This is a genomic window from Ignatzschineria ureiclastica (genome assembly GCF_003121845.1).
In the GTDB taxonomy this organism is placed as follows: domain Bacteria; phylum Pseudomonadota; class Gammaproteobacteria; order Cardiobacteriales; family Wohlfahrtiimonadaceae; genus Ignatzschineria; species Ignatzschineria ureiclastica.
Window position 1 is genome coordinate 244,671 of record NZ_QEWQ01000003.1, and the last position, 22,645, is coordinate 267,315.

Here is a 22,645-nt window from a genome sequence, read left to right on the forward strand (position 1 = left end):
TAAGCCGAGCGCTATGAAAAAAAGAATTCTCTCCCTATTCGTTCCAACATTACTCAATTTCTCTTTCGCTCTCCAAGCGCAGATTGTGTCGCCTTACACCATTACGCAATATCAAGAGGAAGCGTGTCTTACTAATCAGCAGAATGAGGAAGAGTGTTCAACCATCGACTTATCACTTCCTATTTACAAAGATCAACCTTGGCTTAATACTTATATTATCCATAATCTAATTGGGGATTCTCAGTTTCAGATCGATCAGCCGATTGAAATACAGATCAAGCAATTCTTGAGCAGAGCCATTGCCGATATGATTGAGTATGATGCAGAATATGACTCGATAGAAACACAACTTCTAGGACAAACAATCATCCCTAAAGGCCATTTTCAACACTTTTTCGCACTTTTGAATAGCAATGAAACCTATTTTAAAGGCGCAGCCCATGGCAATAGTGAACAATATTTCTATCTCTTAGATACCAAAACGCAGAAAATAGTGTCACTCAAAGCCCTACTTGTCGATGCTATCGCCGAAAAAAAATTGGCCAAATTACAATATAATGCGCTACAGCAACTCTTTAAAACATTAGAGATTGATATTCAAGAGCACTTTGCGGATGATACTTGGCAATTTATACCCTCCACAAATTTCATCCCTAGCAAAGCGGGATTAACTTTTTTATATAATCCTTATGAAATAGCGCCCTATGCACTCGGCACTATTGAAATCACGGTTCCCAAAGAAGCACTAAAAGGTATTGTGAAAGCGCCATTTCTAGAGATGATTGAGCGGTGGGAAGCCCCATAGATTTTATCGGCGAGATACTCGCTCAACCAGGGGTAATAATCGAAGTTCACGCATAATATCCGCTAAATGTTTACGATCACTCACATCCACGACAAAGCGGATTTTTACTAAATCATCACTCATAGGCTCTGAAGTAAATTCACCAAAATCGAGATTCATTTCGGTCACCTTAGCACTCACTGAAGCAATGGCCCCTCGGCGATTTTTGGCAATTAAGGTCAATTGTACCGGGAAATCGCCTTGTGCTTTCTTACTCCAAGCAAGCGGAATCCAGCGATCAGTCTGCTTCTTATAGTTTTCAACATTCGCACAATCTACTTGATGGATCACCATGCCATGACGTTGACTCAAATAGCCAATAATAGACTCGCCAGGAAGCGGATAACAACAACGACCTAAGGTTGTTTTCATCTTCTCCGCACCGATAATAATATCGTTAGAAACCTCTAAGCCATCATCCTCATCTTCAATACCATCATGCATCTCCACTTCTAAACCTTGTTTCACTAAGAAACGGTTAAGAATATAATGAATCGGATATTTACCTCGACCAATGGCAATAAGCAGTTCTTCTTTCGTTCCTAACTCAACCTCTTCAAGTAATAAATTCTTGTCTTGCTCTGTAAAATCACCTAGTTGAACGCCTTTCCCCTCTAATTCAGCAAATAGAAGCGATTCTCCTGCATGATAGGCCTCTTCATCTGTCAAGCGAGAGAGATAACTCAAGATACTCGTTCGAGCTCTGGCACTGACAACATAATCAAGCCATTTTGCCGTAGGTCTGACACCCTGTTCAGTGACAATCTCAACCGCTTGCCCATTATGCAGTGATTGTGAAAAGGGGACTTCTTGTCCATCTACAATCACTGCCTTACAGCGATTTCCTACTTCAGTATGTACTGCATAAGCAAAATCAATACCTGTTGAACCTTTGGGAAGCTCGATAATTTTCCCTTTAGGTGTAAAGAGATAGATCTCTTTCGGGAAGAGATTCGCTTTCATCGCCTCCATAAATTCTTGCGATGAAATACCAGAATCTTGTAATTCATTAACGGAATCGAGCCATTGATTGGTTCGGCTCTGATTATGCCCCTGCCCTTCATAAGCATCTTTATAACGCCAATGCGCAGCTGCACCCGCCTCAGCAATGACGTGCATATCTCGCGTACGGATCTGAACCTCGACCGGTAATCCATTACGTCCAAAAACGATCGTATGCAAACTCTGATAACCATTCCCTTTAGGAATCGCAATATAATCTTTAAAGCCACCAATAATCGGTTTATAGAGCTGATGTACCATTCCTAAAACGCGATAACATTCATCCACTGTTGAGACAATAACACGAATAGCAAAAATATCGTAAACTAGCTCAATCTTACCCTTGACCTTCAGCTTATTATAGATACTCCAGAGATGTTTTTTCCGGGTTGAAATGCGAGAGAGAATATTACTGCGCACCAAGCGATCATAGATCGTATCTTTAATTCGTGTTAAGTTCTCGCTCTCATTTTGATATTTATGCTCTATCGCTTTCGCAAGAACACGATAGCGCATAGGATAGATATTCTCAAAGCAGAGGTTTTCAAGATAGACTTGCAGTACATACATTCCAAGTCGAGCGGCAATCGGTGCATAAATCTCTAAAGTTTCATTGGCAATACGACGCTTTTTATAGGGTTGCAGCGAACCTAAAGTGCGCATATTATGCAGCCGGTCCGCAAGCTTAACCATAATAATCCGAAGATCTTTAGTCATAGCTAAGATCATCTTACGGAAATTCTCCGCTTTTGCTTCCTCTTTCGAGCGGAACTTCATCTGCGTTAATTTGGTAACGCCATCGACAATCTTCGCAACATCTTCCCCAAATTCGAGGGCAATCTCATCATAACCAATCTCAGTATCTTCGATCACATCGTGCAGTACCGCGCCGACTAAAGAGGCTTTATCGATCTGTACTTCACTCAAAATCAAGGCAACCGCAATCGGATGGAAGATATAAGGTTCTCCAGATGAACGAAATTGCTCTTGATGCGCAAATGCACCAAAAATACAGGCTCGCTCTACCTCTTTAACCTCATCTTCTGGCAAATAGCGCCCAATAATCCGAAGTAAACGATCAACCTTGATCTCAAACTCCGCACGCCATGGCAGAAGATTCGCAGGAAGCTGGTTCTGTTCCATAAATATCCCCTCTAAAACCGCTCGATCTTACCAAGACGATCTTTACCGTTACGATCTATATAGATTCATACTGATTTACAATACTAATTGCAATATCAATATCAATATCGATATCGATCTTGATTAAAACTCAACGTTATACGCTGCTTCTTTAGCATTGATTTCATCTGCACTAATTCCACCTTTTGCAATCTCTCTTAATGCAATCACTGTAGGTTTCGATGCTTTACTTGTTCTGGGTACTGTTGGCTCTTCGCCACGCTCAAGTTGTCTTGCTCTTTTTGCAGCGACAGTCACTAACTGAAAACGGTTATCTACTTTTTCTAAACAATCTTGTACGGTTACACGTGCCATTGGATTTTAACTCCCTAAAATTTGTTCTTACATATACTTCAATATTTCTTTGATCTCTCATTTTTGATCAAAGAAATATTTAATCTCATGATCTTTAATCTATAGTTAATCTATAGGCTTAGTATACTGATCATTTACTATACCCCATTTCCTATAGAGGCGATATCCTCTAAACTTGAAAAGTCGAGATAAATGTTTCAGAAAAGGCATCTAACAAATATTTAAATCGCTCAATAAATCAATTAACTATTAAATAAAATCAATCAAGGTTGTACACAATATTTAACCTTTCTACTTACGAAATCTGTATAAAGGGGCGACATTATACCCCTAAATTGATTATCCATTTAGATTTTTTCCACAAGAAGCCGGTGTAATAATGCTCTGTTATGGGACTTCTGATAATGGATTCTCAAACGATTAGCTGCAAATATCGCCTGCAATTCATGCAGCGCCACTTCAAACTCATCATTCACCACTAAATAATCAAAACGCTCATAATGTGCGATCTGATTCACCGCATCTTCCATCCGTTTTGCCACAACCATCGGTTCATCTTGCTTGCGTGCAGAGAGTCGTTTTTCAAGTGCTGTAATTGACGGCGGAACAATAAAGATTAATTCGGCTTCTGGCATAATGCGTTTGACTGCTTCAGCCCCCTGCCAATCAATGACAAGCACAACATCCTGACCGGTCGCCGTATGCTTTTCAACTTCTTGAAGTGATGTTCCATAAAGATTATCAAATACTTGCGCATATTCTAAAAATGCACCTTGACCGATCATCTCTTCAAATCGATTTCGCGTTACAAAGTGATAATCATAACCATCTTGCTCCCCTTTACGTGGCGCGCGAGTGGTATGGGTCACAGCACGAGTAATCTTCTTATCTTGCGCCATTAATGCTTCTACAAGGCTTGTTTTACCACCACCTGAAGGCGCTGAAATCACATAGACATGACCAATATTCTCTGCTTTTTGTTGCGTCTGTTTCATCACTTTAACTCTCTATTTCTACTGTAATGTCGATAACGATATGCTTTTCTTGAAGGATTATTGAAGTAGTATATAATAAACCGCTAGTAATGATTATTCTATTTACTGAAAATCAAAACTGTTAGCGTTTCCTATTGTATGTATACGGAGTAAAACCCAATTATGTTGAAAAAACTATTCTTAAGCGCAAGCGTTGCGCTCCTACTCGGCGGCGTCGCTTCTGCACAAGGTCAAACTGAGGTAATCTATCTCAAACAGCATGGGGACTGGAAAGTTGAGTGCTTACAAGATGATTCGCCAGCAGGGACTTTTGAGAACTGCCTTATGTCAACAACTGGCGACATAGAGCTTACGAATCCAAATGATGAGACTCAAAAGCAAAAAATCAAAGCATTAAGAGCGTCGGTTGTTTATCTTGATGGTAACCCAACACTGATCTTTAGTGCACTTCCTGGCGCACTTTTAATTCCTGGTCTTGAGCTTCAAATCGATGGTAAACAACTTGAGATTGAAGGCAACAAAGTAACAGGTTTAAGTTTTGAGCGCTGCTTACCAGATGGTTGTATCACAGGTCTTCCCATCAATGATCCTAAGGTGCTCGAAACCCTTAAGAAATCAGGTAAATTAAATGTGAGCTATACCCATGACTTCTTAGGGCCTGATGCGAACAATGTAAAAATTGACCTTTCAATGAAAGGCTTCACAAATGGATTAGATGATTTAGCAAAACAATCAGAAGCTAAATAATTTTTCATAAATAAAATCAGCTATCAAAGGGATCAACATTGGTTTGATCCCTTTTTTAGATTATAATTTATGATTGTCTCCCTTTCTCTAAGCGCTATTTCGCACTGCGAATAATACGCGTCGTTATTACTTTGAAATTTACAAATAGATTGTTTGAAAAAGACTGTTTGAACAAGACTGTTTAAAAAACTGTTTAAAAATTGAAAGGTATATGAGCGTTATAGATGACCTCATGAGCACTTCAAAAAATTAGAGAAAGCTTGGAAACTCTAAAAAATATTACAATCGCACTCAATGAGAATAAACCTGCAATAATGGTCTCTACGAATGTTGATCTATGCATTTTTATCACAACTCAAGGGTCATGATTTCCCCTTCCTTTTGATCTAACTTATTAAGAAAAGCCGTTTATCTATGGACTATCCTCAACACTTTGGCGTTATTATCATCGGCGGTGGCCATGCCGGTACAGAAGCAGCCCTTGCATCTGCAAGATTGGGCGTTCCCACTCTTCTTTTAACTCATAATATCGAAACCTTAGGGCAATTGAGCTGTAATCCTGCAATTGGCGGTATCGGTAAAGGGCAAATTGTCAAAGAGATCGATGCGCTCGGCGGTGCTATGGCGCATGTCACTGATCTTTCTGGTATTCAATTTCGGATTTTGAATGCATCAAAAGGCCCAGCCGTTCGCTCAACGCGCGCGCAGGCAGATCGTACACTTTACAAAACAGCGATGCGAAAAATCCTTGAGAACCAGCCAAATCTCTATATCTTCCAACAGGCTGCCGATGATCTAATTCTCAAAGGCGATAAAGTCTGTGGCGTCATTACCCAAACAGGTATTCGCTTCCATAGTGAAACGGTCGTTCTCACAGCCGGTACATTCTTATCCGGCTTAATTCATATTGGAATGTCTAACTATAGTGGTGGCCGAATGGGGGATACTGCGTCTATTACCCTATCGCATAAATTAGCAGAGCTCAATCTTCGTAAAGGTCGCCTTAAAACAGGTACTCCGCCGCGGATTGATGGCAAAAGTATCGATTTTTCCAATATGACAGAACAGCCTGGCGATACTCCCTGCCCTGTTTTCTCCTATTTAGGTCGAGTGGAAGAGCATCCTCGGCAGGTCTCTTGTTGGACCACTTATACCAATGAACGCACCCACGATATTATTCGTAGCGGTTTAGATCGTTCACCGATGTATGCCGATAATAAAACGATCGAAGGTTTAGGCCCACGTTACTGCCCTTCTGTAGAAGATAAGATTATGAAATTTGCCGATAAAGATCAGCATCATGTCTTCTTAGAACCTGAAGGGCTCGAAACGCACGAATATTATCCTAATGGCATCTCAACCAGCTTGCCCTTTGATATCCAATTACAATTGGTCAGATCCATCCCCGGTATGGAAAATGCCCATATCACGCGCCCAGGTTATGCCATTGAGTATGATTTTTACGATCCCCGGGATCTTAAATTTACCCTCGAAACGAAAGCAATTCAGAACCTCTACTTCGCCGGTCAAATTAATGGTACAACCGGTTATGAAGAGGCCGCTGCGCAGGGTTTATTAGCAGGGTTAAATGCCGCGCGCCGTTATCTTGAACAAGAAGCTTGGTACCCTAAACGTCACGAGGCGTATATCGGTGTGATGGTAGATGATCTAATTAATCTTGGGGTTCGCGAACCTTACCGGATGTTTACCTCACGGGCAGAACATCGGCTTATTTTACGAGAAGATAATGCCGATGAGCGCTTAACGCCGATTGGCCGAGAATTAGGACTTGTGGATGATCATCGTTGGGAAGCATTTCTTGAGAAACAAGAGCTGATCGAAAAGGCTGAACAACAATTTAGAGATTGGATGGTCAAAGCCGATTCTCCAGCAGGTGAGAAGCTTGAAAAAGAGCATAATCTCCCACTTAAACAGAATATCCGTGCGCTCAATCTCTTAAAACGCCCAGAAGTAACACTCTCTGTGTTAGAGAGCCTTGAGGATGATAATGGCCCTCATTTTGCCGATTATCCTGTAGAAATTTTACAAAAAATTGAAATTCACACTAAATATGAAGGGTATATTAATCGCAACCTAGAAGATATTCAGCGAAATCAAAAATTTGAAAATGCCCCCTTGCCGGCACACGTGGATTATAGCCAAATTGAAGGCCTCTCCATTGAGATTCAAGAACGCCTTAATCAAGCACAACCTGAAACGATTGGCCAAGCTTCTCGAGTTCAAGGCGTCACACCGGCAGCGATCTCGCTCATTTTAGTACATTTAAGAAAAGGGAAACTCCCTACACAAAATAGTCGAAAGGATTAATTATATTATGCGTAAAGCTGTATTGAACGTAGCACTCTCATCATTACTGCTATTATCCCCCACATTTGCCAATAACTTGATTGATCTGCTCAAAGATAGTCAAGATCCCAAAGTGGATTCTCTTACAGAATATCAGGATGATAATGTTCTCTACTTCAAAGATATCTACGGCTTTACGCTCTATGATTACACTAAGCCGAAACAAAATGAAGCGCTCAAACAGTGGTTAGAAACCCAAAATATCGCCACAGGCGTTACCCCTGAAGTGATTCAGAGAGCGCAGATTTGGCTCTATCTGCTCGATTATCCTATTGATAACTTAGATGGCAAGATGAGCGAAGCCTTTAAAGCACATATTGTTGATTATCAAAAGAAAAATAATCTACCCATTATTGCCGACATTGCACCGGAATGGTTTATCGATCTTGAACAGCGCGCGATTAGCACACTACTTGATGAGGTCAATAAAGAGAACCCAAATCTTTCAGATGTTGAGCTCCAAGCGGCGCTTGTGAAAAAACTACGGGAAAAGCTTCCGGCGAATGTCAATGCTGCCGATTTGATTACCTTAGATACTCTATTACCGGCGACCAACAACAAAGTCATCTTTAAGATTACGCCGCAAAAAACGGGGGAAAATCCTTATGAGCTAATGCTTGATTTAAGCTATCTCAACAAGACTCCAACCACCAATGGCGCCGAAACAATCAGTGCTACAGAGATCAGTAATCCGCTTATTTCGCTCTTTGATCTCTCTGAAAATGAGATTCAAAAGCTCATTAGCTCAGCGCGCTCCGCTAAAACCTTAACCCTACAAACATGGCTGAAAGTTGCAGGCTTCTTCCCTGAACCCTTAGTTATCGATGGTCAAGCCGGGGGCGATACGCGTAGTGCGATTATCCATTTCCAAAAATCAATCAACTATACGCCGGCAGATGGGATTCCTAATGTCAAATGGGAAGTCCCCCTTGAAACTATTGTCCGTAAAGAAGCCCAAGAACAGCTACAATTATTAGGGTTTTATGAGGGTGGGATCGATGGTCGTAATGGTACGGCAACGCGTAATGCCATTAAAGCGTATGAGAAAAGTATTCAAATCCCTGAAACCGGCACGCTCTCCCCGAATCTACTCTTCCACCTCTTTAATAGCCAGTTTTTACCCAAAGAGCTTGCGGTTAAAACAGTGACTCAAACAATAGAAGAGCCTACGGATACGGTAGAAAACAGCACTGAACCTGTAACAACAGCAGCAACTGAGACAACGGCTACGGACGCTACTACGCCAGAAGTTAGCAAACCGGAAGAGAGCAAAGCTGAAGGGAACAAAGCAGAAGCGAATAACGCGGAAATCACTGTCGCAGAAGTGATTGAAACAGAGAGCACACTCGATAGTAATAATGAGTTATTACTCTTTACACCGATCGTACAAAAAACCCTCGAAAATGTGGTGAGCACACCTCAAGAAACTGCCACAACTCAAGAGAGTACTGAACGCATTATTCTCCCTCCCGATAGCGATGATGAAAATGAAGATACGGTCAGTGAAGAGGATGAAGCAGCCCTTGATGAAGCGGATATTGATGATGTTGAATTTGTCGCTGAAACACTACAAGTTGACCCACAAGAAGCGAAAGATAAACTGAAACAGCTACAAAAAATTGTCGATCTTGAAGCGCCTATTCGTCTATTTGACCTTAATCGTTCAGAAGTTGATGATCTTCTTATTAAAGCGAAAAGCTCCGAGATCTTCTTTACCCAAATTTCTCTCTATCTCTTAGGGATCTATGATGGCCCACTCGATGGTGCGAATGGCCCTGCGACACGAGATGCAATCCGCACCCTTGAGAAAGAATTAGGGCAACCCGAAACAGGGCAGATTCTCCCACGTTGGCAGACACCTCTGCGCCAATTAATGTATCGTTTTGTCCAATATAAGCTAAAAGAAGATGGCCTGTATGATGGCACGATTGATGGAATTACAGGGCCCGGCACACGTAATGCCATTATTGCTTATGAGAAAGCGAATGATACTGAAGAAGTGGGTCGTCTAACTTCAGCGCTACTCTTAACGCTCTTTAATGAGGGACTCAATAATGCCGCAACAGATGAAGAGATCCCTACAGATTCACCTGAGGATGTCACAGATGATGGTACTGCTCCGGTATCAGCGGAAGAGGATCAAACTCTCAAGACTGATAGTAAAAAAGAGGAAGAACCACTTCGTACGAATGTACAAAAATTTGATCTTTCCCACCCTAAGAGTAAAGAAGATACGGCACTACTCCAACTTAAACTCGCCTATCTTGGCTTCTTAACCGGTGATGTCGATGGCTTAACAGGTCCTGCAACCGCTCGTGCCATTACCGCTTTCCAAAAAGCCTTTAATCTGCCACAAACAGGCAAGCTTGATAAGAAAACGGAAGCAAAATTGGAAGAGGAAAATATCAATAAATTCCAACGTTATCTACAACGTACCGATTATATGAAAGATAATCCCACCGGCACACTTGGTCCTAAAACCCGCCGCGCCATTGGGATCTTAAAAAATCGTTACGGTTATAAAGTCGATAATAATCTTGATCTTCCGGCCTATCTGATTCTGATTGATGAAGAGCAAAATAGTCGCTTTGCTAAGGATTATTACGAGAAAGAGATTAAGGCACGTGAGCAAGAGCAAGAACTCAAAGATACGCAAGCTTATCTTGTGGGATTCGGTGTTCTCAATAGTAAAGTTGATGGCAAAATGGGCCCTTCAACCGAGAAAGCAATTGCCACTTACCGCTCACAACAAGGTCTGAAAAAAGGGAACCAGATCGATAGTGCACTCATTGAATCTTTCAAGAAAAATGCGCCTAAACAAGCGCAGGCTTATCTACAACAATTAGGCTATCCGATTAAACCCGATGGTATCTTTGGTGCAAACTCTAAGAAACAGCTCAATGCGTTCTTAACAAGTCAGCGTAAAGCAAAATCAGATATCGTCACCGCGACAATCTTAATGGATCTGAAACAAGCTGTTGAAAAACGTTTAAGCAGTAAAAGTAGTAGCTCTACCGCTTCAAGTAGCACTTCTACACCACGTAAAACAGGCACTGCACCCCGTTTACAGAAAGGTTTGCAACAAGAAGGCATCTTAACTGCAGCACCAACTCGCACAGTCAATGGTCCACTGCAAGTAATCAAAAATGGAAACAATATCGTAGGCTGTAAAGTGAAAAATATTACAATGGCCGCCGATTGGTGCACCGGTAAACGCAATGGTTCTAGCTGTCGGGTACTCTATAAAAATGGCCGGGTACTATCGATGAACTGTAAATAGTTCTCACGATTATGGGGTTCTCATCCTTTTGAACCGTCATTTTAATGTCAGCCTCTTTAATCTCGAATTGAAGAGGCTGAATTGTTATATAGTAAGATCGATTCAAAAGAAGCTTGTTCAAATGCTGGCGCATCGGTTGTAATAAGCAAGGAAGCCGTTCTATCCGGCATCTTGCAAGCGTTGTTTAGTAAGATTTTAATAAAAAAACCATATTAAAAGGAATGATTCACGATGCATATTGAATTTAACCGCCAAACACTCAATTTAAATGAGCCCAAAATTATGGGCATTTTAAACTTAACGCCGAACTCCTTTTCAGATGGTGGCGATTATTACGATCCTGAACGGGCTTTAGCACGTGCTTATGAGATGATTGAGGAAGGGGCTGATATTCTCGATATTGGTGCTGAATCCACCAATCCTAAAGCAAGCCCGATTAGCAGTACTGAAGAGATTAAACGTCTACTGCCGGTCATTCGTAAGCTCAAACAATCCCTCTCAATGCCGCTCTCTATCGATACTTTTCGCGCCGAAACAATGAAAGTAATGATCGATGAAGGCGTTGATATTATCAACGATGTGACGGCATTGAGCGACCCTAAATCAATAGAGTATATTCAACGATCAGATGTTGCGGTGATTTTGATGCATATGTTAGGGGATCACACGAAGATGCATATTACCGGCGACTATGAAGCAGAAGGAGGCGTAACACGCTCGGTCAAAAAACGCTTAGCTGAACGCATCGATCTTTGCCTGCAACAGGGGATCTCGCCCAAACGTATTATTCTCGATCCTGGCTTTGGCTTTGATAAATCGCCGGAAGAGCAGCTGCAACTACTTCATCAATTAGAAGAACTGACCCAATCACCCTACCCTTATCTTGTAGGCGTATCCCGCAAACGTTTTATTGGCACCATTACCGGCGTGACAGAAGCAAAAGAGCGCCTTGCCGGCAATCTTGCAGTTGCCCTTTGGTCTATTGAAAAAGGGGCAAAAATTCTACGGGTCCACGACGTAAAAGCCACCAAAGAAGCATTCTTAATGTGGCAAGCAATGAAAAATGTACAGATTCCCGCTCGATAATCTTCATTGCGATACTCCTTGAATTTAAAAGGGCTCATTACAATGAGTATTGACGATGAGAATCTATAGTAAGATCGGTTCAAAACAAGCTTATTCAAATGCCGGCGCATCGGTTGCAGGAGAGAAATAGAATCTTGCCTTAGTTTAAAGGTAGCAATTAATTTCTATCCTATTCCCATATTGATGTCACTTTTTCGGTATAATATTCCCCTTATTACAAATCGAACACGTCATCGGCGTGTTTCACTTCTTCGAGTCAAAGCAGATAATTATGATTGAATTTCAAGGTTTAACCGTTCGAATGAATGCCAATGTCCTCATTGATGGATTTAGCTTCTCCGTGACCCCTAAAATGCGGGTCGGATTAGTAGGCAAAAATGGTACCGGCAAAACAACGCTCTTTAATACGATTTTAGGCCGGTTAGAGCCCGATAAAGGGGATATTCAAATTCCTAAATCTGCAGTGATGGCTGAAGTGGCGCAAGAAGTTACCAATACCGAGTTGACCGCTTTTGAATATATCTTAAGTGGCGATGCCGAGTTGGTGGCACTTCGGGCAGAAGAGGAAGAAGCCCTCATCGCCGAAGATGGAATGAAGATCAGTGAAATTCATCAACGCTTAGCGCAGATCGATGGTTATCGGGCTGATAGTCGCGCTTATCAACTCTTAGCGGGTTTAGGCTTTAAGCAGGAAGATTACCATAAGAAAGTGAAAGAGTTTTCCGGAGGTTGGCGGATGCGTCTCAATATCGGTAAAGCCTTGATGTGTCGCTCTGATATTCTTCTACTCGATGAACCGACCAATCACTTGGACTTTGAAACCGTTGTCTGGGTTGAAGATTGGCTCAAACAGTATCAAGGAATCTTGATCGTGATCTCTCATGACCGCGATTTCCTCGATAATATCTGTACCCATATCATTCATCTCTATCAACAGAAAGCCACCGTTTACACCGGAAACTATACCGGATTCCTGCGCTTAAAAGCGGAAAAATTAGCACATCAACAAGCCCAATTTGAGAAAAATGAACGCACAAGAGCGCACTTACAAAAGTTTGTCGATCGTTTTAGCGCCAAAGCAACAAAGGCTAAACAAGCTCAAAGTCGAGTGAAAGCATTAGAGAAATTGGAAGATATTGCACCTGTTGTGGCGGAAAATGAGTTTACCTTTAATTTCCAAACACCTGATCGCTTACCCGATCCGCTTATTCGCCTCGATGAAGTGAGCTTTAGCTATGATGGCATTCACAATATTCTCGAAACGATCGACCTGACAATTACCCCCGAAACGCGTTTAGGAGTTTTAGGACGCAATGGTGAGGGGAAATCCACGCTGATAAAACTCATTGCCGGCGAGAATAAGCCCACTGCCGGGCAAATTATCGCTTCAGAGCATCTTAGAGTCGGTTATTTCTCACAGCATCAAGTGGAATATCTCAATCTTGATGCTGATGCTATTTGGCATTTGACCCAATTAGATAGCACGCTCTCAACCCAAGAAGCCCGTAATTTCTTAGGTTCTTTTGGTTTTCATGGCGACAAAGTGATTGAGAAGATCGCCCCTTTCTCAGGGGGTGAAAAAGCCCGTTTAGCATTGGCGATGATTGTCTTTCAAAAACCCAATCTGCTACTACTCGATGAACCTACGAACCATTTAGATATTGAGATGCGTGAAGCGATTGCAATGGCGCTACAATCTTTTGAGGGCGGCGTTTTAATGGTATCCCATGATGCGTCACTTCTTGAGCTCTGTTGTGATCAATTTATTTTAGTCGCTAATAAAACCTTGAAAGAATTTAAAGGGGATCTTAACGATTATCGACAATATTTGATTGAACAAAATCGACAAATCCAACGAGAAGAGCGCCAAAATAAGAAAGGGGATCGTATTGAGAAAGAACCCGAACCCATTATCGAAACACCGAAAGAAGTGGTACAACTCGATCGGGAAACCCGGAAAGAGCGACAAGCAGAGTTACGCCGTTTAACGAAAAATGCTGAACAGGCAGAGAAAAATATCGCAAAGCTCACCACAGATATTGAGAAGATTGACCAAATCTTAGGGGATCCCACAACATATGATAGTAAAAGCCCTGAGGAGATCCAAAAGCTCAATGAAGAGAAACAGCAATTAGAAGAGAAACTTGAAGCGACAGAAGAGCAATGGATTATCGATTCTGAAAGAGTGGAAGTGCTCACAGAACAATTGGCTCAGTAAAGCATTCATTAGATCACGCTTAATCGAATCACTTTTAATTCAATCATAATACAGACGAATGGAGCTCCTTATAATTTATAAGGGGCTTTTATTTTGTAAACTCTATATTTTGCAAACTCTATTTTAATCAGAATTCCTATTTGTAGGAAAATCGGTTCAAAATAAGCTTATTGAAATGCCGGCACATCAGCTGATCGAGGCAAGGAAGCTTTCTATCCGGCATCTTGTAAGTGTTGGTGAGTCAGGTTTTATCTTCATTTTAAAATAATATACTAACTACTTAAAAACCATTTGTCTTAAACCCCATTTACTATATTGAGCTCCCTTGTTATTCCTACCTCTTTCAATACTACCTGCCAATATCACGTCTCAACAATAACGTAATTCATTACGCATTGAACAATAAAACTAGAAATCATTTTACAAAAATTTATACTTTTAATTTATTTCATTTATAATGCTTATTAGTTTTTATTTTTAATATTCGATTGATTATATTTTAATTTCTAATAACACAAATTATCTATCAAATTAATGTAGATAATAGAGTATAGGTAACTAAAATGCGTAAAACCTCTACGAAAACTCTACGCCGAGGGAGCCTGATTCTACTCTCTCTCTTAATTCTTTCCGGATGCGATCTCGCCCTTTTTAATCCCAAAGGAGAGATTGCCACCTACGAGATGTGGCTCTTAATTGCGAGTGCAGTGGTAATGCTCATCGTCATTATTCCCTGCATTATTATGGCTATTGTCTTTCCTTGGTGGTATCGCAAATCAAATCAAAAAGCGAAATATCAGCCCGACTGGCGTGAGTCTAAAACCCTTGAAAAATGGATGTGGGGCATTCCTATCGTCATTACTGCGGTATTAGCCTTTATTGTGATTCAGAGCACTATTGATCTCAATCCTAAAAAACCGATCAAATCTGATAAGAAAGAACTAGTCGTTGAAGTGGTTTCGATGGATTGGCAATGGCTCTTTATCTATCCGGAAGAGGGCATTGCGACGATTAATGAGCTCTATTTACCGGTAGACCGCCCACTCAAATTCCGCCTTACTTCCCAAACGGTGATGAATGCTTTCTTTGTTCCCCAATTAGGCACACAGCTAGATGTGATGTCTGGTATGGAAAATGTGCTTCATCTTATCGTGAATGAACCCGGTGAGTTTCAAGGGGCCTCTTATGGTTTTAGTGGCGCGGGTTACTCTGATATGAAATTCCCTGTAATCGCCGTTCCTGAAGATCAGTTTGATGCTTGGGTGACAAAGCTGCAATCGAATGATCAAAACCCGCTTACTTGGGCAAAATATCAAGAAATGGTAGCGGCACTTCCGATTAACGCGCCTATTCAATATTTCCACCCTATAGATAAAGGAATCTATCTACGTGTCATTAGTCAATTCTTAGATCTCAAAGAGGTTGAAGAACATATGAAACATGAGATGGAATCCCACCATTATTCCTACTAAGCAGCCCTTCACAAAAGGAACTAAAAATGTTTGGACGATTAACTCTCGATAGTATTCCATGGAGCCATCCTATTCCGCTTGCGGCATTTGGCTTCATTATTCTTGTGGTACTCGCTGTCCTAGCCACTATCACCTTTACCCGACGTTGGAAATGGCTTTGGACGAATTGGCTAACCACTACGGATCATAAACGAATCGGTATTATCTACATTATTGTGGCCATTATTATGCTACTTCGTGGATTCTCAGATGCGATTATGATGCGCTCCCAGATGGCACTTGCCTCAACAGGAGATCGTATCGGCTACTTACCACCAGAGCACTATGATCAGATCTTCTCTGCCCATGGTGTGATCATGATCTTCTTTATGGCGATGCCCTTTATTATTGGTCTGATGAATGTGGTGATTCCACTGCAATTAGGTCGCCGCGATGTTGCATTCCCCGTCTTAAATGCGGTCAGTGTTTGGCTCACTGTTGCAGGGGCGATTCTCATTAACCTCTCACTTGGAATTGGGGAATTTGCCAAAACAGGTTGGGTTGCCTACGCGCCTCTCTCTGAAAGTCTCTATAGCCCGAGTGTTGGAGTCGACTACTATATTTGGAGTATTCAGATATCAGGACTCGGAACAACCCTGGCAGCACTCAATATGTTTGTGACGATTCTTCGAGTCCGAGCGCCCGGGATGAAGATGTTTCAGATGCCACTCTTCACTTGGGCAAGCTTCTGTACCTCAATCCTTATTCTCGCGACCTTCCCTATCCTAACAGCAACAATGTTACTCTTAGGTTTAGATCGAATTTTAGGCTTTGAGATCTTTACCAATAGCTTAGGGGGCGGCAGTCAGATGATGTATGTTAACCTCATCTGGGCTTGGGGGCATCCTGAAGTCTATATTCTCATTCTCCCTGTATTTGGTATCTTCTCTGAAGTGGTTTCCACCTTTAGTCGAAAGTATCTCTTTGGTTATAAAGCATTGGTGTGGGCGATTATTGCTATCCTCTTTATGTCCTTAACGGTTTGGTTACATCACTTCTTTACGATGGGTGCAGGTGTGAGCGTCAATACTTTCTTCGGGATTACGACGATGCTCATTGCGATTCCGACAGGGGTAAAAGTCTTTAACTGGCTCTTTACGATCTATCGTGGTGAAGTTGTCATGGAACCACCGATGCTCTGGGCCGTTGGCTTTCTAGTGCTCTTTGTACTAGGGGGAATGACCGGCGTTATGCTCGCGATTCCCGGTGTGAACTACTCTGTTCATAATACGATGTTTGTCGTGGCACATTTCCATAATACGATTATTGGCGGCGTGGTCTTTGGAGTGATGGCGGGTTATAACTACTGGTTCCCAAAAGCCTTTGGTTTTAAACTTAATCGTAGTTGGGGAATTGCCTCCTTCTATCTCTGGTTCTTTGGTTTCCTCTTTGCCTTTATTCCACTCTATATTTTAGGGTTTGATGGAATGCCCCGTCGTATTAGCCAAAATATCGATTATCGTTATGGACCGATGTTAGTCATTGCCCTCTTTGGTGCCATTATGATTCTCTTCGGCATTATTACAATGCTCGTTCAACTCTTTGTGAGTATTCATCAACGGGAAGCTCTTAAAGATGAGACAGGCGATCCTTGGAATGGTCGAACGCTCGAATGGTCGATTCCTTCCCCACCACCTGTCTATAACTTTGCAGTCATTCCAAAAGTCGATGCTATTGATACCTTCTGGGAAGAGAAGCAACAAGGTACTGCTTATAGCAAAGATCGACAGTATGAAGATATCTATGTGCCGAAACATACAGCCCTTGGCTTTGTCTCTGGCGGTGTATTAGCAGGATTAACCGCTTTCTGCTTAGTTTGGAGTATCTGGTGGCTTGCGATTATCTTCTTTGCCGCAGCGATTATCTTCTGGATTATTGAAAGCTTCAGAGAGCATGAAGAGGTTTTAATCCCGAAAGAAGAAGTTGAAAAAGCTGATCAAGCCTTTTTACAACAGGTCGAACAATATCAATTAGCACAAGGAGAGCACTAATGACAACAACGACATTAGAACACTCTGATATCAAGCTCCTTCAAGAGAAAGAGAGTGCCAATAATAAGGTTTTTGGATTCTGGATCTACATTATGGCCGACTCCATTATCTTCGGAACTTTCTTCGCAGTATTTGTGGTACTGATTCGAAATACGATGGATGGACATACACCACAAACGCTCTTTGATCTTGGTAATGCCTTTGCAGAAACAATTGCGCTTTTAACCAGTAGCTTAACTTGTGGTTTGGCAATGTTAGCACTCAAAAAAGGCTATGTTCAACGCGCAATTTGGCTCTTAATCGTGACCTTTATCTTTGGCGGTATCTTCCTAACCTTAGAGGTCAAAGAATTTATTGGATTTATTGATATTGGTGCAACGCCGCAAAGTAGTGGATTTCTCTCAGGCTTTTTCTCATTAGTCGGCCTTCATGGCGCGCATCTATCGATTGGTATGGTTTGGATGTTAGTCATGATGTTTCAATTAGCTTTCAAAGGCTCGACACTTGAAACAAGAACTCGTCTGAAGCTCTTTAGTCTATTTTGGCATTTCCTAGATATTATCTGGATCTGTATCTTCTCAATCGTCTATTTAATGGGGGTATCGCTATGAGTATCAATAATATCGATCAAGCAGATCTTCAGCCAAAAATCGATCGAGATGATATGGACCTTAAAGCGCATAAACACGAGCTTTGGGATTACCTTATCGGTTATGGGTTCTCGATTATCTTAACCCTGATCTCATTTGCGGTCGTGGTCTACCTTAGACATATTGCTTCTATTGGTGTTATTGCTTCAATTCTAGCCGTATGCGCTGTAACACAAGTCTTTGTACAACTTGTCTATTTCTTACATATCAAACGTAATGAAAATGGTGGTTGGAACTTAGCAGCCCTCCTCTTTACCGCAGTAATTCTACTGATGGTTATTGGTGGATCGGGTTGGGTCATGTATTACTTACATATGAATATGATGCCGGAATTACCGATCTAATAAGAATCATCACTATTTCATTCTATAACAGGCCTAGCAATCCCCTTAAAGTTTGCACAATACCTTAAGGGGATTTTCCTATCTTTCACTGATCGTCCTTTGGAGTGGTACTTGTTGTGGCAAAACCCATGATGCAACCTTACTTAAAATTGATAAAACATGGCATTATTCTTGGGAATCTTGTCCCCGTTATTGCCGGATTCTGTTTAGGATTATCATTCACTCATACAAGTGATGTAGCACTGCTACTTTGGACACTGCTCGGCTTAAGTTTGGTGATCGCTTCTGCCACGATTATCAACAATATTATTGATCGAGATATTGATCAAAAGATGACTCGCACCCAAAATCGCCCGCTCATTAATGGTGATATCAAACTTTCTCAAGCCACTATTTTAGCCATTTTAAGTGGTTTATTCGGATTTATCATACTCTATTATAAGGTAAATCTGATAGCGGGTAATTTAGCCCTCATTGGCTTTATCGATTATGTATTGCTCTACTCTCTTATCTTCAAGCGCCATTCACCTTATAGCATTTTAATTGGCAGTATCTCGGGCGCAATCCCCCCTTTAGTGGGGTATGTTGCCGTTTCAAGTCAACTTGATTTCACAATGCTCTATCTATTTGTCATCTTCTCCTCATGGCAAGTGATTCACTCCTATGCCATTGCGCTCTATCGCCGAGAGGATTATCAAAAAGCGAATATTCCGATGCCACCGCTTTTGATGACTCGTAATCGGGTCCAACAACAGATGCTAGGCTATACGTTTATCATGTTCGTGGCTGTATTGTTGCTCATCTTTACTAATTTTTATTTTATTATTCCGCAAATAGGGGCAATCATTATTATGGTTTATTGGCTAGGTAGCATTATTGCCCCGATTCGCCGCTCAACAGAAGGTTGGGGTAGAGAGCAATTTTTGAATTCTCTTTGGGTCATTATGGCGCTCTGCTTCTTCAGTATGATTGACCGAGGAATGCTCTTTTGGCTTTAAGCGAGTCTTCTAATTAGATTGTTAATAGTAAGATCGTTACAAGAAAGTTCATTATAAAAGCAACAAGCTATCCTACTGATGCTTTCACTCACCACTGCTCTAAATGGTCCATTCATCATCTCTCTATCTACCAAGGAATATTCTTATTCATTTCTTATTCACTTCTCCTTCATCTTGAATTCTCCATAATGGATATGATTTTGTGCTAGGATAAAATCGTGCTTTGAATACATTTAAATAGACAAAGGCACTTATAAAATCGAAACACAATAATAAAAGAGGAGAGAGTATGAATATCTTCATTACCGGTGCATCATCGGGCTTTGGGCTAGAGGCATCCCGTCTATTTATCGAGCATGGTCATACCGTCATTGGTCTTGCTCGCCGGCATGATCGTTTAATGGCATTAAAAACAGAACTAGGGGACAATTTCTACCCTTTGACTGCAGATATGCAAGATTTAGCATCGATTAAACAAGGAGTTGAGAATCTCCCCGAACCATTTGACCAGATCGATGTCCTAATCAATAATGCGGGTTTAGCACTCAATCTCTCCCCTGCTTTTGAGGCAGATTTTGCCGATTGGCAAACGATGATCGACGTGAATATCCGCGGCTTAAGCTATATTACTCACCTAATCCTACCGCAGATGGTGGAACGTAATGATGGCTACATTATTAATGTCAGCTCTACCGCCGGCACTTATCCTTACTATGGCTCAAATATCTATGGCCCTACAAAAGCCTTTATCACCAGTTTTTCACTTAACTTACGGGCAGATTTAGTCGGGAAAAATATTCGAGTTACCAATGTAGAACCGGGGCTTTGTGGCGAAACGGAGTTTTCTAATGTCCGCTTTAAAGGCGATGATGCGAAAGCCGAAGCCGTTTATGCCGATGTCGATGCCGTTACCGGAAAAGAGATTGCAGATATTCTCTACTGGCTCACGACACAACCTAAGCATCTCAATGTGAACCGTATTGAAATTATGCCGACAATGCAAACCTTTGCGGGCTTGAAAGTCGTAAAACAATCTGAATCGTCCTCATAATAGGCAATACATCATACTAATGCGATCGTGCAGTTTTGAAGTGTTGATGCTTTCAATCGTGCATACTTTTTATACCTCTATCGGCTATTCACCATGACACAGACTATAAAACCTGCATCATACGATGCAGTCACGGATTCTACCCCTTTATCCTTTCCCATTATTGACCTCCATTGCGATGCGTTGATGAAGCTCTCTGAAGCTAAGGGCAAGCTCTCTTTTACCGATGGAGAATCTCTCGATATTAATCTCAAAAAATTAAAAATAGGCAATGTAAAACTACAAGCCTTTGCCATCTTCGTTTATCCTTCGATGCCATCAAACAATCAATTTCAAGAAGTATTAGATCAAATTCATTATTTCTATACAGAAGTTTTAGCTAAACATCCTGAAATGAAACTCATCCGAAAATGGTCTGAGTTAAGCGAATTAAAAGAAGGTGAGATTGGCGCAATTTTAACACTTGAAGGTGTTGATCCCATTGGTAATGATCTCCACAAATTGACCATCCTCTATCAATTAGGGGTTCGCTCTATTGGGCTGACTTGGAATAGTGGTAATCTAGCTGCCGATGGCGTTGCTGAGGCTCGAGGTGCTGGCTTAAGTCGCTTTGGAAAACAGATCGTTGAATGGTGTAATCATCATCAAGTATTTGTCGATGTCTCCCACCTACATCCATCCGGATTTTGGGATGTTATGAAATTAGCCCAATATCCTATTGCAAGTCACTCCAATAGTAAGGTCATTTGTAACCATCGCAGAAATTTAGATGATGCACAAATTAAGGCGATGATTGAACGAAACGCCATGATCCATATTGTCTTCTGTCCTGCTTTTGTGAAAGAGGGCGGGAAAGCGACTATTGCTAATCTTATTCAACATATTGATCACATTGTGACCTTAGGCGGACAAAAAAATATCGGTTTAGGTTCTGATTTTGATGGCATTGAATCAAAAGTTGAGCAGCTAGAAGATGCATCTATGTACAATAATCTTATTGCCGCGCTGCAACAACGTTATAGTAATACCGAAATTGCAGACTTCACCCACCGGAACTTTGAAAACTACTGTTTACGCATTCAATAAAATAATTCTTTATCACAATAATAAAAACCGTTTTATCCTCTATATAAAACGGTTTTACGCCATCTATCAGCTAGACAAACTCATCTCATGCTTATTTTTCAGCATGATCTTCAATGATTTGACGATATTCTTTAAAACTCACTAGCCCTTCCCGACCTTGATTTGCACGCTCAAAACTCTCTTTGAGCTCAGGTGTAACATGATCCGCATAGATATTTTCTTGATGATCGAACTCATCTTCCGTGTAGAGCTCGCCAAGCATATAACGAACGCCTAATGTGAATTCTGTCGATGAAATTTTTGATTTAAGCTTTTGATTCTGTTTTCCGAATCGGCTCATACCTGTATCAGCTTTTCCCATATCAACATATCTAACACCTAGATCAATATAGGTATTCTCTATAGGTTTAAACGAAATACCCGCACCTAACGACCAAGCAAAATTCCCTTTTGTACTTGTATTAAAAGTATAAGCCTCACTATTTTGATAGCCAGATGACTTCAAACGCGCATATCCTATACCTGCAGTTGCATACACATCAATGGTTTCATTCACAGGATAAGAGAGGTAACCATTCAGCATTACTCGCTGTCCTTTCACATTATGGTAATTGAAGTCTTTGCCCCGTGAAGAACTATACTCAACTTTCTTTGGAAGTACATACTCCACACCTATGCGGAAAAGATCATTAAATTGATAACCAAGCCCTAAAGATCCCGTCAAAAAGCTTTTACTATCTTTGTGAATATTAAAAGCACCCGAGTTAGGTTGTAAAGAATCATCTAGATCTTTTGCTTTCTGCTTTGCGCTGATCATGTCAGCATTGACATAAAATCCCTTTGTGATACCAGTCTCCGCGCTAGAAACTGCCCCCAATAGTAGCGTTGTGGCTAATAAGGCCCGGATTTTCATGATTACCTTTCCTGTATAAAATTGTTGATCGCTATTATAAACTGAATATTCTTGATATTGTAATA

General features: G+C 41.2%; 17 protein-coding genes. 13 read left to right on the top strand and 4 right to left on the bottom strand.

Annotated features, from left to right (window positions below; genetic code table 11):
• Positions 1-13 precede the first annotated feature (13 nt).
• Positions 14-805: an RsiV family protein gene (locus tag DC083_RS05035; protein ID WP_157954896.1), complete on the top strand. Its 792-nt coding sequence runs from the start codon at positions 14-16 to the stop codon at positions 803-805.
• Positions 806-808: 3 nt separating this feature from the next.
• On the opposite strand, the gene DC083_RS05040 is transcribed toward DC083_RS05035, so the two are convergent.
• From DC083_RS05040 to gmk, 3 genes are all read right to left on the bottom strand, one after another.
• Positions 809-2,989, bottom strand: a complete 2,181-nt coding sequence (locus tag DC083_RS05040; RefSeq protein WP_109189153.1) for a RelA/SpoT family protein — start codon at positions 2,987-2,989, stop codon at positions 809-811.
• A 123-nt stretch (positions 2,990-3,112) separates the two neighbouring features.
• Positions 3,113-3,343 (bottom strand): DNA-directed RNA polymerase subunit omega, encoded by a 231-nt coding sequence (gene rpoZ, locus DC083_RS05045; RefSeq protein ID WP_109189154.1) that lies wholly within the window; start codon positions 3,341-3,343, stop codon positions 3,113-3,115.
• 347 nt (positions 3,344-3,690) lie between these two features.
• Positions 3,691-4,338 carry a guanylate kinase gene (gmk, locus tag DC083_RS05050; protein ID WP_109189155.1) on the bottom strand — a complete coding sequence of 216 codons (648 nt, stop codon included), beginning with the start codon at positions 4,336-4,338 and terminating at the stop codon, positions 3,691-3,693.
• Positions 4,339-4,500: 162 nt separating this feature from the next.
• Here gmk and DC083_RS05055 point away from each other — a divergent pair, with 162 nt between their 5' ends.
• The 12 genes from DC083_RS05055 to DC083_RS05110 all read left to right on the top strand — a co-directional run bounded on the left by DC083_RS05055 (position 4,501) and on the right by DC083_RS05110 (position 21,667).
• A complete protein-coding gene (locus DC083_RS05055; protein WP_109189156.1) occupies positions 4,501-5,085 on the top strand; it encodes an invasion associated locus B family protein in 585 nt (194 codons plus the stop codon).
• Between the two features lie 414 nt (positions 5,086-5,499).
• The gene (gene mnmG, locus DC083_RS05060; protein WP_109189157.1) at positions 5,500-7,413 is read left to right on the top strand and encodes a tRNA uridine-5-carboxymethylaminomethyl(34) synthesis enzyme MnmG; all 1,914 of its coding nucleotides are present in this window, start codon (positions 5,500-5,502) and stop codon (positions 7,411-7,413) included.
• A 7-nt stretch (positions 7,414-7,420) separates the two neighbouring features.
• The gene (locus DC083_RS05065) at positions 7,421-10,732 is read left to right on the top strand and encodes a peptidoglycan-binding domain-containing protein (RefSeq protein ID WP_109189158.1); all 3,312 of its coding nucleotides are present in this window, start codon (positions 7,421-7,423) and stop codon (positions 10,730-10,732) included.
• 231 nt (positions 10,733-10,963) lie between these two features.
• Positions 10,964-11,818, top strand: a complete 855-nt coding sequence (gene folP / locus DC083_RS05070) for a dihydropteroate synthase (RefSeq protein WP_109189159.1) — start codon at positions 10,964-10,966, stop codon at positions 11,816-11,818.
• A gap of 271 nt (positions 11,819-12,089) precedes the next feature.
• Complete coding sequence (locus DC083_RS05075) at positions 12,090-14,036, top strand: ABC-F family ATP-binding cassette domain-containing protein (protein ID WP_109189160.1); 1,947 nt, start codon at positions 12,090-12,092, stop codon at positions 14,034-14,036.
• 563 nt (positions 14,037-14,599) lie between these two features.
• Positions 14,600-15,508, top strand: a complete 909-nt coding sequence (gene cyoA, locus DC083_RS05080; RefSeq protein ID WP_109189161.1) for a ubiquinol oxidase subunit II — start codon at positions 14,600-14,602, stop codon at positions 15,506-15,508.
• Positions 15,509-15,534: 26 nt separating this feature from the next.
• Positions 15,535-17,538 (top strand): cbb3-type cytochrome c oxidase subunit I, encoded by a 2,004-nt coding sequence (locus DC083_RS05085; RefSeq protein WP_109189162.1) that lies wholly within the window; start codon positions 15,535-15,537, stop codon positions 17,536-17,538.
• Positions 17,538-18,149: a cytochrome c oxidase subunit 3 gene (locus tag DC083_RS05090; RefSeq protein WP_109189163.1), complete on the top strand. Its 612-nt coding sequence runs from the start codon at positions 17,538-17,540 to the stop codon at positions 18,147-18,149. Before DC083_RS05085 ends, DC083_RS05090 begins: the two co-directional genes overlap by 1 nt.
• The gene (cyoD, locus tag DC083_RS05095) at positions 18,146-18,532 is read left to right on the top strand and encodes a cytochrome o ubiquinol oxidase subunit IV (RefSeq protein ID WP_229822483.1); all 387 of its coding nucleotides are present in this window, start codon (positions 18,146-18,148) and stop codon (positions 18,530-18,532) included. Before DC083_RS05090 ends, cyoD begins: the two co-directional genes overlap by 4 nt.
• 116 nt (positions 18,533-18,648) lie before the next feature.
• A complete protein-coding gene (gene cyoE / locus DC083_RS05100; RefSeq protein ID WP_229822486.1) occupies positions 18,649-19,530 on the top strand; it encodes a heme o synthase in 882 nt (293 codons plus the stop codon).
• 289 nt (positions 19,531-19,819) lie between these two features.
• On the top strand, positions 19,820-20,581 hold the full coding sequence (locus DC083_RS05105) for an SDR family NAD(P)-dependent oxidoreductase (RefSeq protein WP_109189164.1): 762 nt from the start codon (positions 19,820-19,822) through the stop codon (positions 20,579-20,581).
• A 93-nt stretch (positions 20,582-20,674) separates the two neighbouring features.
• Positions 20,675-21,667, top strand: a complete 993-nt coding sequence (locus tag DC083_RS05110) for a dipeptidase (protein WP_109189165.1) — start codon at positions 20,675-20,677, stop codon at positions 21,665-21,667.
• Between the two features lie 91 nt (positions 21,668-21,758).
• On the opposite strand, the gene DC083_RS05115 is transcribed toward DC083_RS05110, so the two are convergent.
• The gene (locus tag DC083_RS05115; RefSeq protein WP_109189166.1) at positions 21,759-22,580 is read right to left on the bottom strand and encodes an outer membrane protein; all 822 of its coding nucleotides are present in this window, start codon (positions 22,578-22,580) and stop codon (positions 21,759-21,761) included.
• Between the last annotated feature and the right edge of the window lie 65 nt (positions 22,581-22,645).

Coding starts and splice junctions, on each gene's coding strand:
- cyoD (WP_229822483.1), top strand. CDS start 18,146: ATGAGTATCAATAATATCGATCAAGCAGATCTTCAGCCAAAAATCGAT.
- DC083_RS05055 (WP_109189156.1), top strand. CDS start 4,501: ATGTTGAAAAAACTATTCTTAAGCGCAAGCGTTGCGCTCCTACTCGGC.
- DC083_RS05035 (WP_157954896.1), top strand. CDS start 14: ATGAAAAAAAGAATTCTCTCCCTATTCGTTCCAACATTACTCAATTTC.
- DC083_RS05110 (WP_109189165.1), top strand. CDS start 20,675: ATGACACAGACTATAAAACCTGCATCATACGATGCAGTCACGGATTCT.
- rpoZ (WP_109189154.1), bottom strand. CDS start 3,343: ATGGCACGTGTAACCGTACAAGATTGTTTAGAAAAAGTAGATAACCGT.
- gmk (WP_109189155.1), bottom strand. CDS start 4,338: ATGAAACAGACGCAACAAAAAGCAGAGAATATTGGTCATGTCTATGTG.
- DC083_RS05065 (WP_109189158.1), top strand. CDS start 7,421: ATGCGTAAAGCTGTATTGAACGTAGCACTCTCATCATTACTGCTATTA.
- folP (WP_109189159.1), top strand. CDS start 10,964: ATGCATATTGAATTTAACCGCCAAACACTCAATTTAAATGAGCCCAAA.
- DC083_RS05090 (WP_109189163.1), top strand. CDS start 17,538: ATGACAACAACGACATTAGAACACTCTGATATCAAGCTCCTTCAAGAG.
- DC083_RS05105 (WP_109189164.1), top strand. CDS start 19,820: ATGAATATCTTCATTACCGGTGCATCATCGGGCTTTGGGCTAGAGGCA.
- DC083_RS05075 (WP_109189160.1), top strand. CDS start 12,090: ATGATTGAATTTCAAGGTTTAACCGTTCGAATGAATGCCAATGTCCTC.
- DC083_RS05115 (WP_109189166.1), bottom strand. CDS start 22,580: ATGAAAATCCGGGCCTTATTAGCCACAACGCTACTATTGGGGGCAGTT.
- DC083_RS05085 (WP_109189162.1), top strand. CDS start 15,535: ATGTTTGGACGATTAACTCTCGATAGTATTCCATGGAGCCATCCTATT.
- cyoA (WP_109189161.1), top strand. CDS start 14,600: ATGCGTAAAACCTCTACGAAAACTCTACGCCGAGGGAGCCTGATTCTA.
- DC083_RS05040 (WP_109189153.1), bottom strand. CDS start 2,989: ATGGAACAGAACCAGCTTCCTGCGAATCTTCTGCCATGGCGTGCGGAG.
- mnmG (WP_109189157.1), top strand. CDS start 5,500: ATGGACTATCCTCAACACTTTGGCGTTATTATCATCGGCGGTGGCCAT.